We start from the raw sequence: 26,131 nt of genomic DNA on the forward strand, positions 1-26,131 counted from the left end.
GGAGCCATGGTGAGCATCGATCCGAAACTGTTTCTCGAGATGGGCCGCGAGGCTCTGGCCAGCCAGCCCTTCAGCATGCTGCTCGGCGCAGAGCTGTCGATGCTGGAGGCCGGGCGCTGCGAACTTCAGGTTCCGATCACCGCACAGGTCAAGCAACAAAACGGTTTCGCTCATGGCGGTGTGCTGAGCTACCTCGCCGACAACGCGCTCACCTTTGCCGGTGGCACCGCGCTGCACGTGCCGGTGGTGACCGCAGAATTCAAGATCAACTACGTGAGGCCGGGCGTCGGAGACCGGCTGGTCGCACGCGCCCGTGCGGTGCACGTGGGCCGTTCGCAGGCGGTGTGCCAGTGCGAGGTGTTCGCCGTGAACGGCACTGAAGAAAAACTCTGCGCGATCGCGCAGGGCACGATCGCCCGGCTGGGCGAACAGAACGGAACGAAGGCATGAGCTACCGCAAGACCCTCGAATTCCTGCTCGACGACTGGCTCGACGTGTCGTCGCTCACGCAGCGCGAACGCTTCGCCGACCACTCGGCCGAAACCTTCGCGTCGGTGTTCGACACCTGCGAACGCCTGGCGCGCGAGAAATTCGCGCCTTTCAACCGGCAAGCAGACACCGAAGAACCTCGCTTCGACGGCGAACGTGTGCACCTGCCTCAGGCGAGCCACGAGGCCTCACGCGCCTACGCCGAGACCGGCATGCTCGCGGCCGCGCAAGACTACGAGATCGGCGGCATGCAGCTGCCCTGCGTGGTGCAGATGGCCGCCAACGGCTTCTTCGCGCACGCCGGCGGCAACGTGGCCGGCGGCGCCATGCTCACGAGCGGCAACGCCAACCTGCTGATGGTGCACGGCACGCCGTTGCAGCAAGCCGTGTTCGCCAAGCAGGAATTCGCCGGTCGCTTCTCGGGCACGATGTGCCTGAGCGAGCCGCAGGCCGGCTCCAGCCTGTCCGACGTGGCCACCCGCGCCACGCCCGATGGCGCCGATTTCGAAGCCGACCCGCTCGGTGCGCGCTACCGCCTGCGTGGCAACAAGATGTGGATCAGCAACGGCGAGCACGAGCTCACCGAGAACATCATCCACCTCGTGCTCGCCAAGATTCCCGGGCCCGACGGCAAGCTGATCGCCGGCACACGGGGCATCTCGCTGTTCATCGTGCCGAAGAAGCTGGTCGGCACCGACGGCGAACTCACGGGCGAGCGCAACGACGTGGCACTCGCCGGCCTGAACCACAAACTCGGCAACCGCGGCATCCCGAACACGCTGCTGAACTTCGGCGAGGGCAAGTTCCCGGTGCGTGGCGGGCCCGGCGCCATCGGCTACCTGGTCGGCAAGCCCCACGAAGGCCTGCGCTGCATGTTCCACATGATGAACGAAGCGCGCATCGCGGTCGGCATGGGCGCCACGATGCTCGGCTACGCGGGTTACGAGGCTTCGCTCGAGTATGCGAAGAACCGGCCGCAGGGCCGGCCCACCGGTGTGGGCGGCAAAGACGCCGCCAAGCCGCAGGTGCGCATCATCGAGCACGCCGACATCAAGCGCATGCTGCTGGCGCAGAAGAGCTACTGTGAAGGCGCGCTCGCGCTCGAGCTGTACTGCGCCAAGCTCGTCGACGAGCAGCACACCGGCACGAAAGAAGCGTCGGCCGACGCCACGCTGCTGCTGGAGATGCTCACGCCCATCGCCAAGAGTTGGCCGAGCGAGTGGTGCCTGGAAGCGAACAGCCTGGCGATCCAGGTGCACGGCGGCTACGGCTACACACGCGACTTCCCGGTCGAGCAGTACTGGCGCGACAACCGCCTGAACATGATCCACGAAGGCACGCACGGCATCCAGGGCCTCGACCTGCTGGGCCGCAAGGTCGTGATGCTGGAAGGCGCCGGCCTCGCACTGCTGGCGCGCACCGTGGGCTCGACCATCGCGCGCGCCAAGGCCGTGCCGGCGCTCGCCGCGCATGCCGCCGCACTGGCCACCGCGCTCGCCGAGCTGGGTGCTGCCACGAAGGCCGCGTGGTCCACCGGCAACCCCGAAGAAGCGCTCGCCAATGCCACGCCCTACCTGCAGGCCTTCGGCCACACGGTGCTGGCCTGGGTGTGGCTCGACGTGGCGCTGTGCGCGCAGGCGCGGCTCGGCCAGGCGAGGGCAGACGCCGCGCTGCTGAACGGCAAGCTCGCCGCCTGCAGCTACTTCTTCCACTACGAATTGCCGCGCATCGGCGCCTGGCTGAAGGTGGTCGAGACACGCGATGCGACCTGCCGCACCATGGACGAGGCGTGGTTCTGATGAACAACCAACGTGTCGAAGCCTGGGTCTGGATACTGGTCTACCTCGGCCTGATCCTGATCGGCATCGGCATGGCGGTGCAGCGCAGCGACGCCACGCTCGGCTGGGGCATCACGGTGGCCGGCATCGTGCTCGACGCGCTCGGCGTCGTGCTGATCTGGCTGCGCTCGCGCGCGAACGACGACGCCTGAGCACGGGCACTGAAAAAAGGAAAAGACACCATGAGCACATCGATCAAGAAACTCTTCGACCTGAGCGGCCAGACCGCGCTGATCACCGGCGGCTCGCGCGGCCTGGGCCTGCAGATGGCCCACGCGCTCGGCGAAGCCGGCGCGAAACTGATGCTCAGCTCGCGCAAGGCCGAAGACCTGGAACAGGCCGCGGCCGAATTGAAGGCCGCTGGCATCGACGCGCAGTGGATCGCCGCCGACTGCTCGAAGGAAGACGAGACCCGCAAGCTGGCCGACGAAACGCTCAAGCGCCTGGGCGGCATCGACATCCTCGTCAACAACGCCGGCGCGAGCTGGGGGGCTCCGGCCGAAGACCACCCGGTGCCGGCCTGGGACAAGGTGATGAACCTGAACGTGCGCGGCTATTTCATCCTGGCGCAGCAGGTCGCGCGCATCGCGATGATCCCCAAGAAACACGGCCGCATCATCAACATCGCCTCGATCGCCGGCCTGAACGGCAACCCGCCCGAGATGCAGACGCTGGCCTACAACACCTCGAAGACCGCGGTCATCGGCTTCACGCAGACGCTGGCCGCCGAATGGGGCAAGTACAACATCAACGTGAACGCCATCTGCCCCGGCTTCTTCATGACGAAGATGGCCGCCGGCCTCATCACCCAGCTGGGTGAAGACAAGATGGCCGCCAAGGCGCCGCTCGGCCGCCTGGGCGACGAAGACGACCTGAAGGGCCTGACACTGCTGTATGCCAGCGAGGCCGGCAAGCACATCACCGGCCAGTGGCTGGCCGTCGACGGTGGCGTGAGCGTCGTGCTCGGCGCGGCTTGAGCGCAGCATGAGCATCACCACGGGCATCGTCGTCCCGTTCGTCGAGCACCTCGGTTTCACGATCGAAGTTTTCGAGGGCGGCGCGTCGGAACTTCACTACACCGCGCTGCCCGAGCACATGAACAGCTTTCAGGTGACGCACGGCGGTGCCTGCATGACGCTGCTCGACGTGACCATGGCGGTGGCGGCCCGCAGCGTGCAGAAAGACATGGGCGTCGTCACCATCGAGATGAAGACGAGCTTCATGCAACCCGCGATCGGCCCGCTCGTGGCCAAGGGCCGGCTGATGCACCGCACCGCGACCATGGCTTTCACCGAAGCCACGGTCTACGACGCGAAAGGCCGCGCCTGCTCGCATTCGACCGGCACCTTCAAGTACGTGAAGCGCCTGCCGGTGGGCGCCAGCGCCGCGAACGCGCAACAGGTGCCGCCGCTGTCCACCGATTGAGAGTCCCCAAGGAACCACGATGACCAAGAACCAGCAGATCCACCTCGTCTCGCGCCCGAGCGGCGAAGCCTCGGCCGACAACTTCAAGCTCGTCGAAGCCGACGTGCCCGAGTTGAAAGACGGCCAGGTGCTCGTGCGCAACCATTTCATGAGCCTCGACCCCTACATGCGCGGCCGCATGAACGACGCCAAGAGCTACGCCGTGCCGCAGCCGCTGAACGCGGTGATGCAGGGCGGCACGGTCGGTGAAGTGGTGGCCTCGAAGAACGAGCACTACAAGGTCGGCGACAAGGTCGTGGGCTTCGGCGGTTGGCAGCAGTACAGCGTGGCCGACGCCGCCACGCCGGGCGTGCTGCGCAAGGTCGACACCACACACATCCCGCTCTCGGCCTATCTCGGCGCGGTGGGCATGCCGGGCGTGACGGCGTGGTACGGCCTCACGCAGATCTGCAAGCCGATGCCGGGGCAGACCATCGTGGTCAGCGCGGCCAGCGGCGCGGTGGGCAGCGCGGTCGGCCAGCTCGCCAAGGCGCGCGGTTGCCGCGCGGTGGGCATCGCCGGTGGTGCCGACAAGTGCGCCTATGTGGTGAACGAACTCGGCTTCGACGCCTGCGTCGACTACAAGGCGCACAAAGACCCGAAGGCGCTCTACGAAGCGCTGAAGACGGCCACGCCCGACGGCGTGGACGGCTGCTTCGAGAACGTGGGCGGCGCGGTCTTCGACGCCGTGCTCGCGCGCATGAACGCCTTCGGGCGCATCGCCCTGTGCGGCATGATCAGCGGCTACGACGGCGAGCCGATCCCGATGAAGAACCCGCAGTTGCTGCTCACGCAACGGCTCACGATCGAAGGCTTCATCGTCAGCGAGCACATGCAGCACTGGCCCGAAGCGCTGAAGGAGCTTGGCACCATGGTCGCCACCGGCAAGCTCAAGTACCGCGAGAGCGTGGCGCAAGGGCTGGCGGCGGCACCCGAGGCCTTCCTCGGGCTGCTGAAGGGCAAGAACTTCGGCAAGCAGGTCGTCAAGCTCGTCTGAGCCCGCGATGAACGCACCCGCCGCCACGCACGAGGTGCTGAACCAGAGCACCGCGCTGACCGGCCACAACGTCTACAGCGGCGACCGTGCGTTGCGCGACGCGCTGGCCTTTCATGCGCCCGGCGCTGACGACAGCGGGCGCGTTGCCTTGGGTGCGTTGCTCGGCAGCGATGCCATGCAGACGCACGCACGGCTGGCCAACCTGCACAAGCCGGCGCTGCACACGCACGACCGTTTCGGCCACCGCAGTGACAGCGTCGAGTTCCACCCGAGCTACCACGCGCTGCTGGGAGCGGCGGTCGAGGCCGGCCTGCACGCGACACCCTGGTCCAAAGGCGCGGGCGCGCACATCGAGCGCGCGGCGGGCTTTCTGATGTTCACGCAGCTCGAACCCTCGGTGCTGTGCCCGGTGTCGATGACCTACGCCGTCACGCCCGCGCTGCGCGGCAACGCTGCCGTGTTCGGCGACTGGTTCGGCAAGCTCGCGAGCACGGCCTACGACCCGCGTCTCGCGTTCGTCGGCAACAAGAGCGGCGTGACCATGGGCATGGGCATGACCGAGAAGCAGGGCGGCTCCGACGTGCGCGCCAACACCACGCGCGCTGAATATGTGGAAGACACGCCCTGGGGCCGCTGCTACCGGCTCGTGGGCCACAAGTGGTTCTTCTCGGCGCCGATGAGCGACGCTTTTCTCGTGCTCGCGCAAACGCCGGCGGGCTTGAGCTGCTTCTTTCTGCCACGCGTCTTGCCCGATGGGTCGTTGAACGCGATCGCGATCCAGCGCCTGAAGGACAAGCTCGGCAACCACGCCAACGCCAGCTCCGAAGTCGAGTTCAACGGCGCGCTCGCCTGGCTCGTCGGCGAAGAAGGGCGCGGCGTGCCGCAGATCCTCGAGATGGGCACGCTCACGCGGCTCGACTGCGCGCTCGGCACGGCCGGGCTGATGCGCGGCGCGGTGTCGCTCGCCTTGCACCACTGTGCGCAGCGCCAGGCTTTCGGCAAGTGCCTGATCGAGCAGCCGCTGATGCAGAACGTGCTCGCCGATCTGGCGCTCGAAAGCGAAGCCGCCACCGCGCTGGCGATGCGCCTGGCGCGCGCTGTCGATAGACAAGACGACCCCTTCGAATCGTTGATGCGCCGCGTGCTCACACCGGTCGCCAAGTTCTGGGTCTGCAAGCGCGGTTCGCTTCTGGCGCAAGAAGCCATGGAATGCCTGGGCGGCAACGGCTACGTGGAAGAACACGGTGAAGGCGGCATGGCGCGCATCTACCGCGAGATGCCGCTCAACTCGATCTGGGAAGGCGCGGGCAACATCATGGCGCTCGACCTGCTGCGCGCCCTGCGCAAACGCGACGGCCGCAACGCCGACGTGCTGCAGGCGCTCGAAGCCGAGCTGGCCACGGCGCGCGGCGCGGCGGGCACCTACGACCGCTTCGCCGACGCGCTGCTGGCCCGCTTCCCCGACGCTGCCGACGGCGGCGGTGACGAAGCCGGCGCCCGCCGCCTGGCGCAAGACGTGGCGCTCGCGGTGCAGGCTTCGCTGTTGCGCCGCCACGCGCCCGATTGTGTGTTCGACGCTTTCTGCCGCTCGCGCCTGGCCGGCAGCGGCCCGCAGGTCTTCGGCACGCTGCCGCCCAACACCGCTTTCGAGCCGATCGTGCAGCGCGCCATGCCGCACTGACCGGGCTTTCAACGCTTACCCCAAAGGCCACCATGCCCGAACTGATCCTGCACCATTACCCGATCTCGCCGTTCTCTGAAAAGGCCCGCCTCGTGCTCGGCTTCAAGGGCATGGCCTGGCGCTCGGTCAACATCCCGAGCGTGTTGCCCAAGCCCGACGTGGTAGCGCTCACCGGCGGCTACCGCCGCACGCCTTTCATGCAGATCGGTGCCGACATCTATTGCGACACCGCGCTGATGTGCCGCGTGATCGACCGCCTGCAGCCCGCACCGGCGCTGTACCCCATTGATGTGGCCGGCCTCGCCGAGATCGTGGCGCAGTGGGCCGACAGCGCCTTGTTCTGGATCGCCGCGCCCTACACGATGCAGCCCGCCGGTGCCATGCACCTGATGCCCGGCGCCACGATGGACACGCTGAAGGCCTTTGCCGCCGACCGCGCCGCCATGTCGCCGAACCTGCGGCGCGCCACGCTCGCCGACGGCGCCGCGGCGCTCAACACCTACTTTGCGCGCGTCGAGCACATGCTGGCCGACGGCCGGCCCTTCCTGCTCGGTGCCTTGCCCAGCATTGCCGACTTCTCGACCGTGCAGTCGGTCTGGTTCATCAAGCGCGCGCCGCCGGTCGCCACCGTGCTGGAACCGTTCACACGCCTGCTGGCCTGGTACGAACGTGTCACCGCCTTCGGCCACGGCCAGCCCACGCCGATGACGAGCGCTGAGGCGATCGAGGTGGCCGCCTCGGGCTCGCACGCCGCGCTGTCGTTCGAAGCCGAACCCGGGCTCGAAGAAGGCGACGAAGTGACCGTGACGCCCACCGACTACGCACACGATGCGGTGGCCGGCCGGCTGGTCGGCCTGGGCACCGACGAAGTGGTCATCGCGCGCAGCGATGCGCGTGCCGGCGAGTTGCACGTGCACTTTCCGCGCATCGCGTTCCAGATCAAGAAGCAACAACCCGCTCACTGAACGAGCATCGAAGAGACCAACGCATGAAGAACTTCAAGGGCGGCACCGCCGTCATCACCGGCGCAGGCTCGGGCTTCGGCCTCGAAGCCTCGCGCATCGCCGCCAAGCTGGGCATGAACGTCGTGATGGCCGACGTGCAGCAAGACGCGCTCGACAAGTCGGTGGCCGATATCGAAGCGCTGGGCGCCCAGGTGCTGCCTTTCCGCCTCGACGTGGCCAAGGCCGCTGAAGTCGAGGCACTGGGCGCCGCCACCTTCAAGCGCTTCGGCGCGCCGAGCTTCGTGTTCAACAACGCCGGCGTGGGCGCCGGCGGCCTGATCTGGGAAACGACGCTCAAAGACTGGGAATGGGTCGTCGGCGTCAACCTGATGGGCGTGGCGCACGGCATGCGCGTGTTCACGCCGATGATGCTCGAAGCTGCCGCCAAAGACCCGGCCTATGAAGGCCACATCGTCAACACCGCCTCGATGGCCGGCCTGCTGAACCCGCCGTGTTCGAGCGTCTACAACGCCACCAAGGCGGCCGTGGTGGCGATGAGCGAAACGCTGTACCACGACCTGTGCCTCGTCACCGACCAGGTGCGCGCTTCGGTGCTGTGCCCGTACTTCGTGCCGACCGGGATCGTTCACAGCGGCCGCAACCGCGCCGCCGAGCTGGCCAACGACGGCCAGCCGACCAAGAGCCAGATCATTGCGCAGGCGATGAGCGAAAAGGCCGTGAGCAGCGGCAAGCTCACCGCCGCGCAGGTGGCGCAGTTCGTGTTCGACGGCGTGGCCGAGGGCAGCTTCTACATCTTCAGCCACCCGCGCGCGCTGGGCAACGTGCAGGTGCGCATGGAAGACATCCTCACGTTGCGCAACCCGACCGACCCCTTCGCGCAGAAGCCCGAAGTGGGCGCCGCGCTGCGCGCGCAGCTGCGCGCGGCCGACTGAGGCGTCGCCAGTGCGCGAACCCTTGCCCGGCCGTGCGGCCGACATCGAAGCGCTGTGGCTCGCCTACCAGCGCGCACGAAACGTCAAGGTCGAAGGCTTTTCGGCCAGCGCACTCGGCCACAGCCGCGAAGTGGCCGACACGCTCGCCGAGTTGATCCTCTCGGGCGTGAAGCGCGCCCACGCCACACTGCTGCGTGACTTCGAGAAAGACCTCGAACCCCTGCCCCAGCCCGGCGACCACCTCGTGGTGCTCGACGGAGATGGAACGGCCCGTGCGATCGTGCGCTGCACGCACGTGGAGAAGCGCTTGTTCAACCAGATCGACGATGCGTTTGCGTTCGAGGCGGGTGAGGGGGATCTGACGCTGCGCTGGTGGCTCACCGCGCATCGGCAGGACTTTGCGGAGCGGGCCGAGGCGGAGGGGTTCGAGGTGAGTGAGCGGAGTGAATTGGTGTTGGAGTACTTTGAGTTGGTGTGGCCGGTGGAGAAGGGTTGATTGACGGGGTAGGCCGCTGGTCGGGCTGTAGAGAGGGCCCAGCGTCGCCACGGACCGTTCGCAAGCCAGTGCCTCAGTGCGAAGCGATCAGGGCAACGTTGTTGTTGATCGACCGGCTACGATGGCAGGTCAACGGCGATGAAGCTGGACAGCTCTTGCCCTCTTCAAGAACTTAGGCTGCAAAACCTCCATGCCGCGCCAAAGCCTGCACTCTTGGGACGACTATCGCGCGGCGATCCGGGAATTCGATGCTGTCTTGGAGCACGCAAAGGCCGTATCGGCCGCGTTAGTCGGCAAGAACCCATCCAGTACCAACGCGTCTTACGCTGAGCAAATCTTTGTCAAAGCGCTTTCCCATTGCCTGGTGGTCCGCCAACTAGCTCCTGACCCGACGCGCACGCGCACGCAAGAACTGTGGGACGTTCCCTCGATCAGTGCAATTGCGAGGTGCGTGATCGAAGCGCACGATGCCTTCTTCTATGTCGCGGCCATGGAGTGTAAGGCTGATGAGGCTGGCTTTAGGGTGTTGCTTTGGGAAGCGCATGACAAGTCTCGTCGAGCCAAGATGCTCAAGGCGATCGGTTCCACTGATTCTCGAAACACGCAACTGTTTCGCGAAGCAGACGAATACGTAGCCAAGCTCATCGACCACTCGTTCTTTGGCGTCATGCGCAAGGACTTACAGAAGAAAGTCCGAGAGGGTGAGCCACCTGCCTACCACCTGAGCCAGCGCGAAATGTGTGCTGCGGCAGAAGTCGATCACGACTACTACACCGCTGTCACTATGCAACTCTCGCAGCATGTACACACCTACCCATTCTCCGTCCGTCAGCTCTTTGCATTCAAAGCTGGATCGCTTGATTCATTACGTCTGATGGCGCTGCCCATGCAGTACACAATTCCTTTCCTGGCTCGCATCACCGAATGCACGCGCAGCCTCTTTCCAGGCATCACACCAGAGCCGCCGAGTCGCACTGCTAGATCAATGGCCCTCTGGCGAGCAATATCCACCAACGGCCTAAAGGGTGCGGCCTGACCACTCGGTCAACAGGACCCGCCGCGTCAATCGGCTTCGCGGAACCTTGTGTATTGCGAAGGTCCATCTACGCGCCGCAGCGCTTAGATCGGCAAAACTTGGCGAATCAACAGGGGCGGCACCATGAGCAATAGTCCAGTGCAATTGCAGTGGTCTCAATCACGCTCGTCATTCTGAACACCATTGCGAGCCCTTTGGCCGCTCGCAGCGCTAGCTACACGAGGTTTCAGGTTACAAAGCAATTGCTTCTCATCTGCCTTCTCCCAACACTTGGCGCCTTGATAGTTGGCCGCCTTCTACTTTCTCAACGACCACAAACTAACTCTTCAACCATGGCCGAGCACGAGAGTTCGCGGAATTCTGAAGACAAAAGTCATGCTCGCCACCATGCGGCGTAGCCCTTTCATCGAGCGGAACCGCTCCGGCAGGCCGCTACAGGCCATCATTTCATTCTTGGCCTTCCGCAGCCCGCCTCCGCGAGCCGCTCATGGCAAACGTTAGCGCCACGAGGAAGCGCTTCGCCCGCCGATCGTCACACTCCCCGCCCATGACCCAGCCCAAACTATTGGTCGAGACGAGTGACGGCCTGGCGACGCTGACGCTGAACCGCCCCGACAAGCTCAACGCCATCGACAACGAGCTCGCGCATTCACTCCTGTCCGCACTCGATGCCGCGGCATCCGACGACTCGGTGCGCGCGGTGCGCCTGCGCGGCGCCGGCAGGGCGTTCTGCGCCGGGCGCGATGTGTCTGCCCCACCCACCGAGACTGACCTCGAACTGGTGCAGGCGGTCTCCACGGCCATCGTGCGCCTGAGCAAACCCGTGCTGTGCACCGTGCACGGCTGGACGGTCGGTGCGGGCCTGGAATGGATGCTGAACGCCGACATCGTGGTCGCGGCCGGCGGCAGCCGGTTCAAGTTGCCCGAGGCGTCGCTCGGCGTCTTCGTCACCGGCGGGCTGAGCGCCACGCTGCCGGCCTACGCCGGGCTGTCTCGCGCCAAAGCCTTGACCTTGTTGGGCGAAGAGTTCTCTGCGCCACAAGCGCAGGCCTGGGGGCTCGTGTGGCAAGTGGTGCCCGATGCCGAATTTGAAGTCACGGCGCAGCGGCTCGCATCGCGGCTGACGGCGCTGCGGCCTGACGTGGCGCACCAGTTCAAGCGCGTGTTCAATCAGATCGGGCTGAGCCACTTCGAGCGCGCGGTCGAGCTGGAGAACACTGCGCAGCGAATGCTCGCGAGAGCGCTGGATGCCGAGAAGAGCGATGGCGCCTGAGCCATCGCTTGAGCAGCCTTCCATGGACACGCCATTCCCGACCCCGACGCTGCGAACCGCTCGCCTGGTCTTGCGGCCGTTCGCCGAGACCGATGCCGACGCCATCTATGCCCTGCAGAGCAATCGTCGCGTCTTGCGCTACTGGGACTCGCCGCCTTGGGCAGACCGGGCGCGTGCGCAGGCCTTTCTGGCGGCATGCCGGCAGATGGAACAAGACGGCAGCGGAGCGCGCTTCGCCATCGAAACGCTGGGCTCAGGTGCCTTCATCGGTTGGTGCGCCATGTTCCGCTGGAACGCCGTCTACCGAAGCCTGGGCATCGGCTATTGCCTGGACGAACCCGCCTGGGGAAATGGCTACGCCACCGAGGCCGTGGGCGCCATGCTGCAGTGGGCCTACGACACACGTGACCTCAATCGGGTCGAGGCTGAACTCGACACGCGCAATGCTGCTTCGGCGCGGGTCCTTCAGAAGCTGGGGTTCGAACTCGAAGGCCTGCGGCGCGAAGACTGCGTGGTCGATGGCGAGGTCTCCGACTCGTGGATCTATGGGTTGCTCAGGCGGGACTGGAAAGCTCGGGCCGGTGGGCTGGGTGTCGCCGGCGCGGCCTGACAGGCCGGCCTGCCCAACCGCGCAGCGTTTCAGCCCTTCTTGTCCGCCGCCGGAATCGCCGCCGGGTCCATCCAGAAGATCGCCCACATGTGCCCGTCGGGGTCGGCCAGGTCGCGGGTGTACATGAAGCCCATGTCTTCGGCCGGGTTCACGTCGGCTTGCCCGCCGTGGGCGGCTGCGGCCGTGTTCATCGCGTCAACGGCTTCGCGGCTTTCCATCGAAAGCGAGAGCATCGTCTTCACCGCGCCTTCGGGCGGGAACGGGCGCTGGGTGAAGGTGCGCCACTTGGCGTGCGTGAGCAGCATGGCGTAGATGGCCTCGCTCCACACCATGCAGGCGGAGTTGTCGTCGCTGAACTGCGGGTTCTGCTCGAAGCCCATGGCCTTGTAGCAAGCGACCGAGGCTTGCAGGTCGGTGACCGGCAGGCTGACGAAGATCATCTTTGTCATGTGAATCTCCTGTGCGTTGAGTGATGTTCGGAGCCTGTGCGCAGCAGAGGCTACACATACACGACGAGCGACCGTCGGCCGAATCGACCATGGCAGACTCCAAAGTTCGAAAGTGCCCGGCACGCGCTGGCACTCGAAGTTCAGGAGCATTCATGTTCGACCACGTCAAGTTCGGGGCCAGCGACTACGCCGCGAGCAAGGCATTCTTTCTCGCAGCGCTCGCGCCGCTCGGCGTCACGGTGGTTTCCGAAGGGGCGCCGAGCTACGGCGTGGAACTGTGCGCGCCCGGCGGCCAGGTGTCGCTGTGCCTGTTCCAGACCGACGAGAAGCCGGCGCACCTGCACCTGGCGTTCGTGGCACAAAGGCGCGATCAGGTCGACGCCTTTCATGCCGCGGCGCTGGCGGCGGGTGGCCGCGACCACGGCGCGCCCGGCCTGCGGCCGCACTACCACGCGAACTACTATGCGGCCTTCATCATCGGCCCCGACGGGCACAACATCGAAGTGGTTTGCCACGCACCATGACCCGATCGCCCGGCGAACAGCCCGCCTACGTCAAACCACCTCGTGTGCTGCTGCTGGTGCTTCTGCTGCTAGCGGCCGGAGTGCTCTGGCTCTGGAAAACGCGCAACCCACCGATCCGCGAGTACAGACTCTACTTTTCGGAAGATCGAAAAGCGGCCGATCTTTCGTGGGACCAGGTTTCGGAAGCCTGGACTGAAGCCGAGGTCAGGGCGCGGTTCAGCGGCTACCCGATTCGTTGTGACGCCGACTACACCGAAGCGCCGAACATCACGCGCGTGTGTGCGGTCGACCTGAAGTCACTGAACGGCGTGCCGACGATGTATGTCAACTTTCTGTTCGCGGGCCAGAAGCTCCAACGCGTGGCCACCGCCGTGCCCTGGTGGGCACATTCAAAGGGCTTGCGTGCACTGACCAGCGTGCATGGCGACCCGCTTGTCACGCAAGTCAAAAAAGTGGCTGGCGTTCGGCTCCATGGTTGGAAGCTCCAGGGCGGCGCTTCTCTCTTCTACAACCGCGACCGCGAAGCGAACCCGCTGTTCTTCAACTCCACACAATGGCTCGGGCCGTCGGCGTGTGCGCCCAAGCTGTGCATGCAGTGACGGGCAGGCTTCCGATCGCCGCCGTTCCCCCGACCCCGACATCCCGATCCGACCATGAGCCCCAAGTTTCGACGTGTCTTGCAAGCGGTGTTGTACGAAACCTTCGCCATCGCCTTCGTCGGCCCGGTGTTGAGTGTCGCGTTCGACAAGCCCGCCACTTCAACGCTGGGCCTGGCCTTCGTGCTCTCGAGCATCGCGCTGGCGTGGAACTACATCTTCAACGCGTTGTTCGAGCGCTGGGAAGCGCGCCAGGCCGTGCGCGGCCGTTCCTTCGCGCGGCGCCTGGCGCATGGCCTGGGCTTCGAGGGCGGGCTCGTGGTGATCCTCGTGCCGGTGATGGCGCTGTGGCTCGACACCTCGGCGCTCACGGCCTTTCTGGCCAACCTGGGCCTGCTGGCGTTCTTCTTCGTCTACGCCATCGCGTTCACCTGGGCCTTCGACAAGGTGTTCGGCCTGCCCGAGTCGGCGGTGAAACGCGCCGAGGCTTGAAGCTCGCTTGGTCGGCGCGCTTCAGCAACCGAGCTTGAGCGCCTGCACCGGCCGGCCGGTGTCGGCGTCGACGACCACGAGGTTGACGGCGCGCGGGTGGGCGGCGTCGGCCGCCAGCGTCGTTTCGAAGGCCAGCACGGCGGGTGCGCCGGGGGTGGCGCGCCACGCGTCGACCGGCTTGTACTCGCGCACCACGTAGTCGTGCTTGAGCGTGGCGCCGTCGTTCTCGCCGGCCTTCACGGTGCTCACATGGCCTTGTTCGGTCACGGCCCAATAAGCCGCCAGCCGCGCCGGTGCGCTCGGCGTGGTGGCCACGCTGGCGTTGAAGCGGTTGCCTTCACGCGCCAGGCTCACTTCCACCACCGCGGTGGCGCGGCCCTTGGCCGACGAAGGCGCGCCGCTGCGATACCACTCCGGCCGGTCGGCGCCGTCCACGATCACCTGCGGCGTGTAGCTGAAGCGCGCGCCGCTGCTGCGCTGCGTCTGCGACTGGCGCTGTGTGTAGGCGGCACTGGCGAAGCGGTCTTTCCAGCCCAGCCGGTCCCAGTAGTCGACGTGGAAGGCGAGCGCCACGACGCCGGGGTCGGCCTTCAGGCGCGAGAGCCACTGGTCCGCCGGCGGGCACGAGCTGCAGCCTTCCGAGGTGTAGAGCTCGACGACCGGCGCGATGCCGGGCCCGCTGCGCGCGCTGCAGCTGCCGGGCGTCTGTGCCTGCACGGTCGTGGCCACGAGCAGGGTGACGAGGGTGGCGGCGGCGGTGGTCGAGGCCATGGTTGCTCCAGAAACGGTGGCGAAGCCATTCTGTCGCGCCACACCCGATCTTCTTACCCGAAACGCGTGTGCCACACTGCGCCGCCGCTCGCCGACTCGAGCTGATCCGACCCGCCACCCATGCCCCAGCCTTCAACTTCTCAACGCCGTGTCGCCGTGATCGGCGGGGGCCCGGCCGGCCTGATGGCGGCCGAAGTGCTGGCCGCAGCGGGCGCCAGCGTCGAGCTGTTCGACGCCATGCCTTCGGTCGGCCGCAAGTTCCTGCTGGCCGGCAAGGGCGGGCTCAACCTCACGCACAGCGAGGCGGTTGAATCTTTCGCCGCGCGCTATGCACAGCGGCGGCCCGAGATCGAGCCGCTGCTGCAGCGCTTCGGCGCCGCCCAGGTGCGCGCCTGGGCGCAGGCGCTCGGCGTGGCCACCTTCGTCGGCAGCTCGGGCCGCGTGTTCCCGGTCGACATGAAAGCGGCGCCGCTGCTGCGCGCCTGGCTGCACCGGCTGCGCGGCGCCGGGGTGCGCTTTCACATGCGGCACCGCTGGGTGGGCTGGGCAGCAGACGGTGCAGCGGCACACACGCTGCGGTTCGAGGCGCCTTCGGGCGCGTTCGAGTTTTCGTTCGACGCGGTCGTGCTCGCGTTGGGTGGGGGCAGCTGGGCGCGGCTCGGCTCCAACGGTGCCTGGGTGCCGTTGCTCGAAGCGCGGGGTGTCGAGCTGGCGCCGCTGCGGCCATCGAACTGCGGTTTCGACGTGGGCCGCGCAGCCGAAGCTGGCTTCGCGAGCGGGTGGACCGAGCACTTTCGCAGCCGCTTCGCCGGCCAGCCGATGAAGACGGTGGCGCTGGCGATCAGTACGCCCGACGGCGCGGGCTTCACGCAGGCGGGTGAGTTCGTGGTCACCGAAGGCGGCGTCGAAGGCAGCCTCGTCTACGCGCTCTCGGCCCTGGCCCGCGAGCAGATTGCCGCGAATGGCCACGCGCTCGTACACATCGATTTGCTGCCCGGTCGCAGTGCCGACTTCGTGCAGGCCGAGGTGGCCCGCCCGCGCGGCTCACGCTCGCTGGCCACGCACCTGAAGAGCCGGCTCGGCCTCGACGGCGTGAAAGCCGCGCTGTTGTACGAGCTGCTGCCGCGCGAGACCATCGCCGACCCGCAAGCGCTGGCCGCGGCCATCAAGGCCTTGCCTTTGCCGCTGCTCGCCGCGCGGCCGCTCGACGAGGCGATCAGCAGCGCCGGCGGCGTGCGCTTCGAAGCGCTCGATGCCGGCCTGATGCTGCGTGCGCTGCCCGGCGTGTTCTGCGCCGGCGAAATGCTCGACTGGGAAGCGCCGACCGGCGGTTACCTGCTCACCGCCTGTTTCGCCAGCGGCCTGGTGGCGGGCGAGGGCGCGGCACAGCAGCTCGGCCTGCGCTGACGACCGGGCGAGCCACAGGCCCTGTGGCACACTGCGCCGCTTCGATTTGACGGCCTGCGTGGCCCCGTTCCCTTGGACAAGATTCTTCTGCAGATCGCCGCCGAACTGAAGGTTCGGCCGGCCCAGATCCACGCCGCCGTGGAGCTGCTCGACGGCGGGGCCACGGTGCCCTTCATCGCACGCTACCGCAAGGAAGCGACCGACAACCTCGACGACACCCAGCTGCGCGAACTCGAAGCGCGTTTGTCTTACCTGCGCGAGCTCGAAGAGCGGCGCGAAGCGGTGATCAAGAGCATCGAAGAGCAGGGCAAGATGACGCCGGCCCTGCGCGCCGCGATCGACGCCGCGCCCACCAAGCAGGAGCTCGAAGACCTGTACCTGCCGTACAAGCAGAAGCGCCGCACGAAAGCCATGATCGCGCGCGAAGCCGGCATCGAGCCGCTGGCCGACAAGCTCTTTGCCGACCCGTCGCTCGACCCGCTCGCCGAAGCCGCTGCGTTCGTGAATGCCGAAGCCGGCTTCGCCGACGCACACGCGGTGCTCGACGGCGTGCGCGACATCCTCTCTGAACGCTGGGCCGAAGACGCCACGCTGGTGCGCAAGCTGCGCGACTGGTTGTGGGGCGAGGGCCTGTTCCAGAGCAAATTGATGGCCGGCAAGGACGGCACGCTGCCCGACCATGCCAAGTTCCGCGACTACTTCGACTACGCCGAGCCGATCCGCAGCGTGCCTTCGCACCGTGCGCTCGCGGTGTTCCGCGGCCGCACGCTGGAGCTGCTCGACGCGAAGCTGGTCACCGATGAAGAAGTGGTGCCCGGCAAGCCGGTGCTCGCGGAAGGCCACATCGCCGTGCACCTGAAGTGGAGCCACGCCAAGCGCCCCGCCGACGAACTCATCCGCAAGTGCATCGCCTGGGCCTGGAAGGTCAAGCTCAGCCTGAGCCTGGAGCGTGACCTGTTCGCCCGCCTGCGCGAAGAGGCCGACAAGGTCGCGATCAAGGTTTTCGCCGAGAACCTGCGCGACCTGCTGCTCGCCGCGCCCGCCGGCCCGAAGGTGGTGATGGGCCTGGACCCCGGCATCCGCACCGGCTGCAAGGTGGCGGTGGTCGACGCCACCGGCAAGGTGCTGGCCACCGACACCGTCTACCCGCTCGAGCCGCGCAAGGACTGGGAAGGTTCGCTGCACGCGCTCGGCCGCCTGTGCGCCACGCACGGCGTGAACCTCATCGCCATCGGCAACGGCACCGGCAGCCGCGAGACCGACAAGCTCGCCGGCGACCTGATCAAGCGCCTGCTGCAGCTCGCACCCGGCACGCAGATCCAGAAGGTGGTGGTGAGCGAAGCCGGTGCGTCGGTCTATTCGGCCAGCGAATACGCGAGCAAGGAACTGCCCGAGCTCGACGTGAGCCTGCGCGGCGCGGTGAGCATCGCGCGGCGCCTGCAAGACCCGCTGGCCGAGCTGGTGAAGATCGACCCGAAGAGCATCGGCGTGGGCCAGTACCAGCACGACGTGAGCCAGAGCGACCTGGCGAAGAGCCTGAACACCGTGATCGAAGACTGCGTGAACTCGGTCGGCGTGGACCTGAACACCGCCTCGGCCCCGCTGCTGTCGCGGGTGTCGGGCCTGAGCACGGCGGTGGCCGGCGCCATCGTGCGCTGGCGCGACGCGAACGGCGCCTTCAAGAGCCGCAAGCAGTTGCTCGACGTGAGCGGGCTCGGTGCCAAGACCTTCGAGCAGAGCGCCGGCTTCCTGCGCATCCGCGGTGGCGACGACGCGCTCGACCAGTCGGGCGTGCACCCCGAAACCTACCCGCTGGTCGAACGCCTGCTCGCCACGCTGAAGAAGCCGGTCGCCGAAGTGATGGGCCGCGCCGATGTGATCCGCGCGCTGAAGCCCGAAGCGTTTGCCGACGAAAAATTCGGCGCCATCACGGTGAAGGACGTGCTGGCCGAACTCGAGAAACCGGGCCGCGACCCGCGCCCCGACTTCAAGGTGGCGCGCCTCTCGGACGGCATCGAAGACATCAAGGACCTGCAGGCCGGCATGACGCTCGAAGGCACGATCAGCAACGTGGCGCAGTTCGGCGCCTTCGTCGACCTGGGCGTGCACCAGGACGGGCTGATCCACGTGAGCCAGCTTGCCAACAAGTTCGTGAACGACGCACGCGAAGTGGTGAAGACCGGCGACATCGTCAAGGTCAAGGTGCTCGAAGTCGACCTGGCGCGCAAGCGCATCTCGCTCACGATGAAACTCGACGCCAAGCCCATGCCGCAAGGCGAGCGTGGTGGCAACGCCTACCGCGCGCCGGAGCGTGGCGAACGTGTCGCGGCGCACCGGGGCGCGCCAGCGCCGCAGGCCGGTGGTTCGGCGATGGCCGACGCGTTCGCGCGCCTGCAGTCCAAGCGCTGAGACGGCGCGCGGAGCCGATGCGGTGGCCGGCGTGAAAGCATTGAGCGTGCACGCCGGCCCGCGGGCCCTGAAGGCCTTGCGTGAGCACGGCCTGCAAGCGCGGCATGTGCGCGCCGTGCCGGCGGCGGCGGGCGGGCCGAAAGGCCTGGTGTTGAACCCGCTCGACCAGTTCATCTTCGGTGAATGGCTCGCGGGCAACACGCGCCCCGTGCACCTGCTCGGCGCCTCGATCGGTGCCTGGCGCATGGCGGCGGCGAGCCTGAACGAACCCGCCGCCGCACTGGCGCAGATGGCGCACGACTACATCCACCAGGACTACGAACACGCGCCCGGCAAGCCGCCCACGCCACGCCATGTGAGCGAGGTGTTCGGTGCCAACCTGAAAGCGCGTTTCGACGGGCGGGTGGGCGAGCTGCTCGCCAACCCGCGCTACCGGCTGCACGTTTTCACGAGCCGCGGCCGGCACCTGCTGCGCCGCCATGGCCGCGCCTTGTCGTCGATCAGCACGCCGCTGAGCTACTTCGGCGCCTTTGCCACCAACGCCGTCAGCCGGCGCGCGATGAGTGGTTGGTGGGAGCGCGTGGTGTTCTCCGACACGCGCGACCCGTTGCCTTTTCACCTGCACGACTACCGCACGCACACGGCGGCGCTGAACGGCGACAACCTGGCCCTGAGCATTCTCGCGAGCTGCTCGATACCTTACTGGCTCGACCCGGTGCACAACATTCCGGGCGCCCCGCGCGGCGCCTATTGGGACGGCGGCATCACCGACTACCACCTGCACCTGAACTACGCGTCGATGGCCGATGACGCGGTTGATGAGCCTGCGCTGGTGCTGTACCCGCACTTCCAGAGCACCGTGATCCCGGGCTGGCTCGACAAGTTCTTCAAGCACCGCCACCGCGCCACCACGCACTTGTCGAACCTGATCGTGTTGTCGCCGAACCCGGAATGGGTGAAGACGCTGCCGAACGCGAAGCTGCCCGACCGCACCGACTTCCGGCATTTTGGTGACGACACCAAGGCACGTGTGGCGGCCTGGTCCACAGCGGTGAAAGAAAGCGAGCGGCTGCGCGACGAATTCACCGCATGGGTGCGTGGCCGCCTGCCGATCGAGGTGCAGCCGCTGCCCTGAAGCGGCCGGCCGATACGCATCGGTACAGAAACTTTGTCGAAGATTGCATCCAGCTTGAAGGTGGTGGCGTAAGGCACCGCAGACGCGATCCCGGGCTCACCCCCGCAGCGTCAAGAGGAGTCAGCCACGGCGCGAACCGTTGGCCGCCACCGAACCACTTCAAGCCAAGGATGACGACATGAAATCTCAACGACTGGGTACCACCCGACTGCTGCCGCTGCTGGCGGCCCTGGGCGCTGCATATGGCCTGTGTTCGCTGCCGGCGCAAGCCTCCAGCCACCGCGAGGCACCGTCGATCACGACCACGCCCAAGGTCGACGCCGCCGACTTCTACATGTTCAACAGCTACGAACCCGGCCGCACCGGCTTCGTGACGCTGATCGCCGACTACCTGCCGCTGCAAGACGCCTACGGCGGCCCGAACTACTTCAAGCTCGACCCGAACGCGCTGTACGAGATCCACATCGACAACAACGGCGACGCGAAGGAAGACATCACCTTCCAGTTCAGGTTCAAGAACACGCTGAAGGCCAAGACGCTGAGCATCGGCGGCCAGAACGTGGCCATTCCGCTGACGCAGTTCGGCGGCGTGACCGACCCGAACGCCGCGGCGCTGAACGTGAACGAGACCTTCACCGTCGACGTGGTGCGTGGTGACCGCCGAACCGGCACCAAAGGCGCGGTGACCAACGCCACCGGCGGAAGCGCCACCTTCAACAAGCCTTCGGACAACATCGGCACGAAGACGATCCCCGACTACGCGGCCTATGCGGCCAAGCACATCTACACCGTGAACATTCCGGGTTGCACCACGCCGGCCAAGCTGTTCGTGGGCCAGCGCAAGGACCCGTTCGCCGTGAACCTGGGCGCGATCTTCGACCTGGTGAACGTGCCGAGCGCCGCCTTCATCCTCGACCCGGCCAACAAGGACGCTGCCGTCGACAAGCTGAACGACAAGAACGTGACCAGCCTGGCGATCGAAGTGCCCACCGCCTGCCTGACGGCGAGCGGCTCTACCGACACCGTGATCGGTGGCTGGACCACCGCCAGCCTGCGCCAGGGCAGCCTGCTCAGCGCCGCGCCGAAGAGCGGCTACCAGACCGCGGCGGTGACCGGCGGCGCCTGGACGCAGGTCTCGCGCCTGGGCATGCCGCTCGTCAACGAAGTGGTGATCGGCCTCGGCGACAAGGACAAGTTCAACGCCTCAAAGCCGAAAGACGACGGCCAGTTCGCGACCTACGTGACCAACCCGACGCTGCCGGCGCTGGTCGAGATCGCGCTCGCCTCGCCGGGCATCGCGCCCACGAACTTCCCGCGCACCGACCTCGTCACGACCTTCCTGACCGGCATCAAGGGCGTGAACCAGCCGGCGAACGTGGTCGGCTCGGAAATGCTGCGCCTGAACACGGCGATCCCGCCGACGGCGTATGCGAACCAGAACCGCCTGGGCCTGCTCGGTGGTTTGCTCGGGCCGGCACCGCAAGACCTGGCCGGTTACCCGAACGGACGCCGCCCGAACGACGACATCGTCGACATCTCGCTGATCGCGGTGATGGGCGGCCTGTGCGTGGCCAACGGTGACGCCAACACCTACCAGCTCGGCGCGGCGTGCAAGCCGTCGGCCGTGCCACTCGGCACCGCCGTGTTCGGCCTGCACGACGCGGTCGACCAGGCCGGGCCGAAGGTGCGCGCTGCCGGCCCGCTGCTGACCGCCTTCCCGTACGTCGGCACGCCGTTGCCGGGTGCACAGTAAACCCGCCGCAAGGAGCACAGCATGAAGAAGACATGGGTTCTCGCGCTCTGCGCCGCGGCGGTTCTGGCGGCCTGCGGAGGTGGTCATGACGACGACACGCCGCCGGCGACGAGCCAGGTGCCGGCTTCGGCCAGCGAGTCGGTGGGCGGGTTCATCGCCTATCTCAAGCGGCTGGTGGTCGCCGAGGCCGACACGCTGGAGCCGGTCGACGTGAGCGCGGTCGTGCCACCGGCCGATGACGCCGCCGAGCCGGCCGTCGTAGACTGACCGCGGCGACCAGCCGCACGAGGCGGCGGGCTTGCGGGCTCGCCGCCTCTTTCGTTTTCAAATGAACACCTCATCACTTCTCAACTTCGTCGTCGCGCTGGCGCTGTTTGGCGCACTCGGTGCGCAGGCCGCGCCCATCGTGCCGGTGAACGACAGCGACGTGATCGAAGTGCTGCCTGCCGTGAGCGGTGGCCGTGCCGAAGCGCGGCGCCTGCGCAAGCAGCTGGCGCAGCAGCCGAAGGACCCCGTGCTGGCGCTCTCGGTCGCGAAGCGTTACCTCGAACAGGCGCACGAGCTCGGCGACCCGCGCTTCGCCGGCATGGCGATGTCGGCGATCGAAGCCTGGACCGACGAAGCGACCATGCCCGACGGCATCTTGCTGATGCGCGCGAACCTGCAGCAGTACCTGCACGAGTTCGATGCGTCGGCTTTGAGCCTGCAGCGGCTGCTGGCGCGGCCTTCGGCACAGCCGCGGCCCCAAGCGTGGCTGACCCTGGCCACGGTGCGGCGGGTGCAGGGGCGTTATGCCGATTCCGATGCCGCATGCAAACAGGTCGCGCAGGCCGGCTCGGCCCTGCACGCACAAGCCTGCCTGGCCGAGAACGCCGCGTTGCGGGGCGATGCCGATGGCGCACGCGCAACGTTCAAACAACTGCTCGCCACGCCGGGCCTGGCCGCCGCCACGCAGGCGTGGCTCACGACGAGCCTGGCCGAGCTGGAGCAGCGTGCCGGACGCGCGAGCGCCGCCGATGCGGCGTTCCGCGCGTCGTTGAAACTCGACGCCGATGCTTATGCCACGCTGGCCTACGCCGATTTCCTGATCGAGCAGAAGCGGCCGCGCGAGGCGCTGGCCTTGCTGAAAGACCAGGCGCGCAGCGATGCCGTCGTGCTGCGCCTGGCCATCGCCGGCACACAGGCCAAGGCCGCTTCGGCCGCGGCAGACGTGGCCGAGATGCGCGAGCGCATCAATCTGGCCAACCAACGCCCCGACGCCAAGGTCTATCACGGCCGCGAGCAGGCCATGTTCGCGCTCTTCGTCGACGCGCGGCCCGAACAGGCGCTCGAGCTCGCACGCGGCAACGTGGCCCAGCAGCGCGAGCCGCTCGACCTGCTGGTGCTGGCGCAGGCGGCCCGTGCCAGCGGCCAGGCCGCCGCGCTGCAGGAAGCGGGTCGCCTGGCCAGAGACGTGGGGCTGAAGGATGCACGTGTTCAAGCGCTGCTGTGAAGCCCTGATGCGCTCGGCACTGCTGCGCGCGCTGTGCCTGGGCGCCGCCTTGCTCGCTGCCGTGGCGCCAGCGCAGGCGCACAAGTCGAGCGACGCCTACCTGCAGCTCGACGCGAGCGCGTCCGGCACCACGCTGCGCTGGGACATTGCGCTGCGTGACCTCGACGCCGTGCTCGATCTCGACGCCGACGAAGACGGCCAGCTCACCTGGGCCGAGGTGAAGGCCGCGTGGCCGCGGGTGCAGGACTACGCGCTCGGCCGCTTGCAAATCGACGGCTGCCCGCTGCGCGCCACCGATCGCGCGCTGGAGCGGCGCAACGACGGCGCCTACGCGGTGCTGATGCTCGCGTCCGACTGCGTGCTCGCGCAAGCGCCCGTGATCCGCTACAGCCTGTTCCGCGAAGTCGACCCGACCCACCGCGGCATCGCCCGCGTTCAACGGGCCGGCCAGCCGCTGGTGCTGGCGATGCTCGACCCGGGCCAGGCGGCCAGCGCGCCTGAGGCGGTTCAAGCCACTGCGGCGCCGGCCGCAGAGCCCCACGCCGACGGCGGGCGCTGGCAGTTCCTGCGCGAAGGCGTTCGCCACATCCTGACCGGCTACGACCACGTGCTGTTTCTGCTGTGCCTGCTGCTGCCTTCGGTGATGCGGCGCACGCCGCACGGCTGGCGGCCGGTCGAGCGTTTGTCGCAAGCGGTGCTGCCGATCGTGGGCATCGTTTCGGCGTTCACCGTGGCGCACTCGATCACGCTCGGCCTGGCGGCGCTGAAGATCGTGTCGATGTCGCCGTCGTTCATCGAACCGGCGATCGCGGTGACGATCATTCTCGCGGCGCTCGACAACGTGTGGCCGATCTTCCCGGTGCGTCGGGTGATCGTGACCTTCTTCTTCGGGCTGATCCACGGCTTCGGGTTCGCCGGCGTGCTGGCGGAGCTGAACCTGCCGACCTCGGCCTTCGCGTGGGCGCTGCTGCAGTTCAACGTGGGCCTGGAGCTCGGGCAGCTGTTGATCGTGGTGTGCGTGGCGGCGCTGTTGTTCCTGTTGCGCGAGCGGCCGCTGTACCGCTCTTGGGTGATCCGCGGCGGCTCGTTCGCGGCCATGCTGGTGGGTGTGCTGTGGCTGATCGAGCGCACGGCCAACGTCTCGCTGATGCCGATCTGACGGGGCGCGGCTAGAATCAGGTTTTCAACGACAAGGGCGAGAAAGGCATGATGGTTATGACACCGCGAACTACCACCTTCTTCCAGAAGGTCTAGTCGACCGCGCGTCTCGACCTTTCATCCCATTCCCCTTTCGTTCAAGGCGCGGCTCAGTCCGCGCCTTTTGCATTTCTGGAGTTTCAAATGATCTCGATTCAATTGCCCGATGGTTCGAAGCGTGAATACCCCGGCCCGGTGACGGTGGCCGAAGTGGCGGCGTCGATCGGCACCGGCCTGGCCAAGGCGGCGCTCGCCGGGCGCGTGGGGCAGGGCGACGCTGCACGCGTGGTCGACACGAGCTTCCTGATCGAGAACGACGCGGCGCTCGCCATCGTGACCGACAAGGACGCGGCCGGCCTCGAGGTGATCCGCCACTCGACGGCGCACCTGCTTGCCTACGCGGTGAAGGAGTTGTTCCCCGACGCGCAGGTCACGATCGGCCCCGTGATCGAGAACGGCTTCTTCTACGACTTCTCGTACAAGCGCCCGTTCACGCCCGAAGACCTGGTGGCCATCGAAGCCAAGATGACCGAGCTGGCCAAGAAGGACGAGAAGGTCGAACGCCGTGTGCTGCCGCGCGACGAAGCCGTGGCGCATTTCAAGAGCATCGGCGAGGCCTACAAGGCCGAGATCATTGCCGGCATTCCCGCGAACGAAGACGTGTCGCTGTACCGCGAAGGCGCGTTCGAAGACCTGTGCCGCGGCCCGCACGTGCCGAGCACGGGCAAACTCAGGCACTTCAAGCTGATGAAGGTGGCCGGCGCCTACTGGCGCGGCGACCACCGCAACGAGATGCTCACGCGCATCTACGGCACGGCCTGGGCCACGAAAGACGAGCTGCAGCAGTACCTGCACATGCTCGAAGAAGCCGAGAAGCGCGACCACCGAAAACTCGGCCGCGAGCTCGACCTGTTTCACCTCGACGAACACGCGCCGGGCCTGGTGTTCTGGCACCCCAAGGGCTGGGCGCTGTGGCAGCAGGTCGAGCAGTACATGCGCGGCGTGTACCGCGACAACGGCTACCAGGAGGTCAAGGGCCCGCAGTTGCTCGACCAGGGCCTGTGGGAGAAGACGGGCCACTGGGACAAGTACCGCGAAAACATGTTCACGACCGAGTCGGAGAAGCGCGACTACGCGCTCAAGCCGATGAATTGCCCCGGGCACATCCTGATCTACAAGCAGGGCATCAAGAGTTACCGCGACCTGCCGCTGCGCTACGGCGAGTTCGGCCAGTGCCACCGCAACGAACCGACCGGCGGGCTGCACGGCATCATGCGGGTGCGTGGCTTCACGCAGGACGACGGCCACATCTTCTGCCTGGAAGACCAGATCCTCGACGAATGCGTGGCCTACACGGCGCTGCTGCAGAAGGTGTACGCCGACTTCGGCTTCGCCAACATCATCTACAAGGTGGCCACGCGGCCGGCCGCGCGCATCGGCTCGGAAGCCGTGTGGGACAAGGCCGAGTTCGCGCTGATGGAAAGCCTGCGCCGCTCGAACTGCGAGTTCGAGGTGGCGCCGGGCGACGGTGCCTTCTACGGCCCGAAGATCGAGTACACGCTGAAAGACGCGCTCGGCCGGCAGTGGCAGTGCGGCACGATGCAGGTCGACTTTTCGATGCCCGAGCGCCTGGGCGCCGAGTACGTGGCCGAATCGGGCGAGCGCCACGCCCCGGTGATGCTGCACCGCGCGATCGTGGGCAGCCTGGAGCGTTTCATCGGCATCCTGATCGAACAGCACGCCGGCGCGCTGCCGGCCTGGCTGGCGCCGCAGCAGGTCAGCGTGCTGCCGATCACCGATCAGCAGGGCGACTACGCCCGGGAAGTCGCCAAAACGCTGCAAAAACAAGGACTTAGGGTGGCGTCTGATTTGCGCAACGAGAAGATTACCTATAAAATCCGCGAGCATTCAATGCAAAAGGTCCCGTACATCCTGGTCGTGGGCGACAAGGAGAAGGCAAACGGGTCCGTTGCGGTGCGCGCCCGGGGCAACCAGGACCTCGGAGTGATGCCACTGGCCGACTTCGCGCAGAAGATCGCCGGCGACATTGCCCAAAGAGTGTGAAAACACCTGCGCCGTCACTCTTGTGGCGGCGTACCCGGAAGCGGGGCGCGTTTCGAACATT

At 67.0% G+C, this 26,131-nt stretch carries 26 protein-coding genes; 24 read left to right on the plus strand and 2 right to left on the minus strand.

Annotated elements, in window-relative coordinates:
* The first annotated feature begins 39 nt into the window (after positions 1 to 39).
* The 13 genes from AC30PD_RS12445 (at position 40) to AC30PD_RS12505 (ending at position 11,781) form a co-directional block, all read left to right on the plus strand.
* On the plus strand, positions 40 to 450 hold the full coding sequence (locus AC30PD_RS12445) for a PaaI family thioesterase (protein ID WP_489536333.1): 411 nt from the start codon (positions 40 to 42) through the stop codon (positions 448 to 450).
* The gene (locus AC30PD_RS12450) at positions 447 to 2,288 is read left to right on the plus strand and encodes an acyl-CoA dehydrogenase (RefSeq protein ID WP_489535973.1); all 1,842 of its coding nucleotides are present in this window, start codon (positions 447 to 449) and stop codon (positions 2,286 to 2,288) included. The genes AC30PD_RS12445 and AC30PD_RS12450 overlap by 4 nt, the downstream gene beginning before the upstream one ends.
* Positions 2,288 to 2,479, plus strand: a complete 192-nt coding sequence (locus tag AC30PD_RS12455) for a hypothetical protein (RefSeq protein WP_489535974.1) — start codon at positions 2,288 to 2,290, stop codon at positions 2,477 to 2,479. Before AC30PD_RS12450 ends, AC30PD_RS12455 begins: the two co-directional genes overlap by 1 nt.
* A gap of 30 nt (positions 2,480 to 2,509) precedes the next feature.
* On the plus strand, positions 2,510 to 3,304 hold the full coding sequence (locus AC30PD_RS12460; RefSeq protein WP_489535975.1) for an SDR family oxidoreductase: 795 nt from the start codon (positions 2,510 to 2,512) through the stop codon (positions 3,302 to 3,304).
* A 7-nt stretch (positions 3,305 to 3,311) separates the two neighbouring features.
* Complete coding sequence (locus AC30PD_RS12465; protein WP_489535976.1) at positions 3,312 to 3,752, plus strand: PaaI family thioesterase; 441 nt, start codon at positions 3,312 to 3,314, stop codon at positions 3,750 to 3,752.
* A gap of 19 nt (positions 3,753 to 3,771) precedes the next feature.
* Positions 3,772 to 4,788 carry an NADP-dependent oxidoreductase gene (locus tag AC30PD_RS12470; RefSeq protein ID WP_489535977.1) on the plus strand — a complete coding sequence of 339 codons (1,017 nt, stop codon included), beginning with the start codon at positions 3,772 to 3,774 and terminating at the stop codon, positions 4,786 to 4,788.
* Between the two features lie 7 nt (positions 4,789 to 4,795).
* Entirely contained in the window at positions 4,796 to 6,469 is a 1,674-nt protein-coding gene (locus tag AC30PD_RS12475) for an isovaleryl-CoA dehydrogenase (protein WP_489535978.1), read from the plus strand.
* Between the two features lie 32 nt (positions 6,470 to 6,501).
* Positions 6,502 to 7,434 (plus strand): glutathione S-transferase family protein, encoded by a 933-nt coding sequence (locus AC30PD_RS12480; RefSeq protein ID WP_489535979.1) that lies wholly within the window; start codon positions 6,502 to 6,504, stop codon positions 7,432 to 7,434.
* Between the two features lie 23 nt (positions 7,435 to 7,457).
* The gene (locus tag AC30PD_RS12485) at positions 7,458 to 8,366 is read left to right on the plus strand and encodes an SDR family oxidoreductase (RefSeq protein ID WP_489535980.1); all 909 of its coding nucleotides are present in this window, start codon (positions 7,458 to 7,460) and stop codon (positions 8,364 to 8,366) included.
* Between the two features lie 10 nt (positions 8,367 to 8,376).
* Positions 8,377 to 8,862: an ASCH domain-containing protein gene (locus tag AC30PD_RS12490; protein ID WP_489535981.1), complete on the plus strand. Its 486-nt coding sequence runs from the start codon at positions 8,377 to 8,379 to the stop codon at positions 8,860 to 8,862.
* A 190-nt stretch (positions 8,863 to 9,052) separates the two neighbouring features.
* Positions 9,053 to 9,898, plus strand: a complete 846-nt coding sequence (locus AC30PD_RS12495) for a hypothetical protein (protein ID WP_489535982.1) — start codon at positions 9,053 to 9,055, stop codon at positions 9,896 to 9,898.
* Between the two features lie 547 nt (positions 9,899 to 10,445).
* Positions 10,446 to 11,171 (plus strand): enoyl-CoA hydratase/isomerase family protein, encoded by a 726-nt coding sequence (locus tag AC30PD_RS12500; RefSeq protein WP_489535983.1) that lies wholly within the window; start codon positions 10,446 to 10,448, stop codon positions 11,169 to 11,171.
* A 22-nt stretch (positions 11,172 to 11,193) separates the two neighbouring features.
* Positions 11,194 to 11,781, plus strand: coding sequence for a GNAT family N-acetyltransferase (locus AC30PD_RS12505; RefSeq protein ID WP_489535984.1), 588 nt, complete (start codon positions 11,194 to 11,196; stop codon positions 11,779 to 11,781).
* A 29-nt stretch (positions 11,782 to 11,810) separates the two neighbouring features.
* Here the strand turns inward: AC30PD_RS12505 and AC30PD_RS12510 are convergent, their stop codons facing one another.
* Positions 11,811 to 12,230: a VOC family protein gene (locus AC30PD_RS12510; RefSeq protein WP_489535985.1), complete on the minus strand. Its 420-nt coding sequence runs from the start codon at positions 12,228 to 12,230 to the stop codon at positions 11,811 to 11,813.
* Positions 12,231 to 12,382: 152 nt separating this feature from the next.
* Between AC30PD_RS12510 and AC30PD_RS12515 the strand changes: the two genes are divergently transcribed.
* Genes AC30PD_RS12515 through AC30PD_RS12525 form a run of 3 tightly spaced genes read left to right on the plus strand, consistent with a single transcriptional unit; the run spans position 12,383 to position 13,842 of the window.
* Positions 12,383 to 12,754, plus strand: a complete 372-nt coding sequence (locus tag AC30PD_RS12515) for a VOC family protein (RefSeq protein ID WP_489535986.1) — start codon at positions 12,383 to 12,385, stop codon at positions 12,752 to 12,754.
* A gap of 44 nt (positions 12,755 to 12,798) precedes the next feature.
* Positions 12,799 to 13,353 (plus strand): hypothetical protein, encoded by a 555-nt coding sequence (locus tag AC30PD_RS12520; protein WP_489535987.1) that lies wholly within the window; start codon positions 12,799 to 12,801, stop codon positions 13,351 to 13,353.
* Between the two features lie 54 nt (positions 13,354 to 13,407).
* Positions 13,408 to 13,842 (plus strand): PACE efflux transporter, encoded by a 435-nt coding sequence (locus AC30PD_RS12525; protein ID WP_489535988.1) that lies wholly within the window; start codon positions 13,408 to 13,410, stop codon positions 13,840 to 13,842.
* A gap of 21 nt (positions 13,843 to 13,863) precedes the next feature.
* On the opposite strand, the gene AC30PD_RS12530 is transcribed toward AC30PD_RS12525, so the two are convergent.
* Positions 13,864 to 14,613: a DUF1223 domain-containing protein gene (locus AC30PD_RS12530; protein ID WP_489535989.1), complete on the minus strand. Its 750-nt coding sequence runs from the start codon at positions 14,611 to 14,613 to the stop codon at positions 13,864 to 13,866.
* A 120-nt stretch (positions 14,614 to 14,733) separates the two neighbouring features.
* On the opposite strand from AC30PD_RS12530, the gene AC30PD_RS12535 reads away from it, so the two are divergent.
* The 8 genes from AC30PD_RS12535 to thrS all read left to right on the plus strand — a co-directional run bounded on the left by AC30PD_RS12535 (position 14,734) and on the right by thrS (position 26,070).
* Positions 14,734 to 16,020, plus strand: coding sequence for a TIGR03862 family flavoprotein (locus AC30PD_RS12535; RefSeq protein WP_489535990.1), 1,287 nt, complete (start codon positions 14,734 to 14,736; stop codon positions 16,018 to 16,020).
* A gap of 72 nt (positions 16,021 to 16,092) precedes the next feature.
* Positions 16,093 to 18,429: a Tex family protein gene (locus AC30PD_RS12540; protein ID WP_489535991.1), complete on the plus strand. Its 2,337-nt coding sequence runs from the start codon at positions 16,093 to 16,095 to the stop codon at positions 18,427 to 18,429.
* A gap of 31 nt (positions 18,430 to 18,460) precedes the next feature.
* The gene (locus tag AC30PD_RS12545) at positions 18,461 to 19,564 is read left to right on the plus strand and encodes a patatin-like phospholipase family protein (RefSeq protein WP_489535992.1); all 1,104 of its coding nucleotides are present in this window, start codon (positions 18,461 to 18,463) and stop codon (positions 19,562 to 19,564) included.
* A 178-nt stretch (positions 19,565 to 19,742) separates the two neighbouring features.
* Positions 19,743 to 21,317 (plus strand): DUF4331 domain-containing protein, encoded by a 1,575-nt coding sequence (locus AC30PD_RS12550; protein ID WP_489535993.1) that lies wholly within the window; start codon positions 19,743 to 19,745, stop codon positions 21,315 to 21,317.
* Between the two features lie 21 nt (positions 21,318 to 21,338).
* Complete coding sequence (locus tag AC30PD_RS12555) at positions 21,339 to 21,584, plus strand: hypothetical protein (RefSeq protein WP_489535994.1); 246 nt, start codon at positions 21,339 to 21,341, stop codon at positions 21,582 to 21,584.
* A gap of 61 nt (positions 21,585 to 21,645) precedes the next feature.
* On the plus strand, positions 21,646 to 22,809 hold the full coding sequence (locus AC30PD_RS12560; RefSeq protein WP_489535995.1) for a tetratricopeptide repeat protein: 1,164 nt from the start codon (positions 21,646 to 21,648) through the stop codon (positions 22,807 to 22,809).
* A gap of 7 nt (positions 22,810 to 22,816) precedes the next feature.
* Positions 22,817 to 23,968 carry a HupE/UreJ family protein gene (locus tag AC30PD_RS12565; RefSeq protein ID WP_489535996.1) on the plus strand — a complete coding sequence of 384 codons (1,152 nt, stop codon included), beginning with the start codon at positions 22,817 to 22,819 and terminating at the stop codon, positions 23,966 to 23,968.
* Positions 23,969 to 24,150: 182 nt separating this feature from the next.
* Entirely contained in the window at positions 24,151 to 26,070 is a 1,920-nt protein-coding gene (thrS, locus tag AC30PD_RS12570) for a threonine--tRNA ligase (protein WP_489535997.1), read from the plus strand.
* The last annotated feature ends 61 nt before the right edge of the window (positions 26,071 to 26,131 follow it).

Source organism: Rhizobacter sp. (assembly GCF_032229685.1).
Lineage (GTDB): Bacteria > Pseudomonadota > Gammaproteobacteria > Burkholderiales > Burkholderiaceae_C > LMDS01.

Coding starts and splice junctions, on each gene's coding strand:
- AC30PD_RS12495 (WP_489535982.1), top strand. CDS start 9,053: ATGCCGCGCCAAAGCCTGCACTCTTGGGACGACTATCGCGCGGCGATC.
- AC30PD_RS12455 (WP_489535974.1), top strand. CDS start 2,288: ATGAACAACCAACGTGTCGAAGCCTGGGTCTGGATACTGGTCTACCTC.
- AC30PD_RS12560 (WP_489535995.1), top strand. CDS start 21,646: ATGAACACCTCATCACTTCTCAACTTCGTCGTCGCGCTGGCGCTGTTT.
- AC30PD_RS12505 (WP_489535984.1), top strand. CDS start 11,194: ATGGACACGCCATTCCCGACCCCGACGCTGCGAACCGCTCGCCTGGTC.
- AC30PD_RS12550 (WP_489535993.1), top strand. CDS start 19,743: ATGAAATCTCAACGACTGGGTACCACCCGACTGCTGCCGCTGCTGGCG.
- AC30PD_RS12555 (WP_489535994.1), top strand. CDS start 21,339: ATGAAGAAGACATGGGTTCTCGCGCTCTGCGCCGCGGCGGTTCTGGCG.
- AC30PD_RS12525 (WP_489535988.1), top strand. CDS start 13,408: ATGAGCCCCAAGTTTCGACGTGTCTTGCAAGCGGTGTTGTACGAAACC.
- AC30PD_RS12510 (WP_489535985.1), bottom strand. CDS start 12,230: ATGACAAAGATGATCTTCGTCAGCCTGCCGGTCACCGACCTGCAAGCC.
- thrS (WP_489535997.1), top strand. CDS start 24,151: ATGATCTCGATTCAATTGCCCGATGGTTCGAAGCGTGAATACCCCGGC.
- AC30PD_RS12480 (WP_489535979.1), top strand. CDS start 6,502: ATGCCCGAACTGATCCTGCACCATTACCCGATCTCGCCGTTCTCTGAA.
- AC30PD_RS12565 (WP_489535996.1), top strand. CDS start 22,817: ATGCGCTCGGCACTGCTGCGCGCGCTGTGCCTGGGCGCCGCCTTGCTC.
- AC30PD_RS12530 (WP_489535989.1), bottom strand. CDS start 14,613: ATGGCCTCGACCACCGCCGCCGCCACCCTCGTCACCCTGCTCGTGGCC.
- AC30PD_RS12485 (WP_489535980.1), top strand. CDS start 7,458: ATGAAGAACTTCAAGGGCGGCACCGCCGTCATCACCGGCGCAGGCTCG.
- AC30PD_RS12515 (WP_489535986.1), top strand. CDS start 12,383: ATGTTCGACCACGTCAAGTTCGGGGCCAGCGACTACGCCGCGAGCAAG.
- AC30PD_RS12465 (WP_489535976.1), top strand. CDS start 3,312: ATGAGCATCACCACGGGCATCGTCGTCCCGTTCGTCGAGCACCTCGGT.
- AC30PD_RS12470 (WP_489535977.1), top strand. CDS start 3,772: ATGACCAAGAACCAGCAGATCCACCTCGTCTCGCGCCCGAGCGGCGAA.
- AC30PD_RS12450 (WP_489535973.1), top strand. CDS start 447: ATGAGCTACCGCAAGACCCTCGAATTCCTGCTCGACGACTGGCTCGAC.
- AC30PD_RS12445 (WP_489536333.1), top strand. CDS start 40: ATGGGCCGCGAGGCTCTGGCCAGCCAGCCCTTCAGCATGCTGCTCGGC.
- AC30PD_RS12535 (WP_489535990.1), top strand. CDS start 14,734: ATGCCCCAGCCTTCAACTTCTCAACGCCGTGTCGCCGTGATCGGCGGG.
- AC30PD_RS12460 (WP_489535975.1), top strand. CDS start 2,510: ATGAGCACATCGATCAAGAAACTCTTCGACCTGAGCGGCCAGACCGCG.
- AC30PD_RS12475 (WP_489535978.1), top strand. CDS start 4,796: ATGAACGCACCCGCCGCCACGCACGAGGTGCTGAACCAGAGCACCGCG.
- AC30PD_RS12500 (WP_489535983.1), top strand. CDS start 10,446: ATGACCCAGCCCAAACTATTGGTCGAGACGAGTGACGGCCTGGCGACG.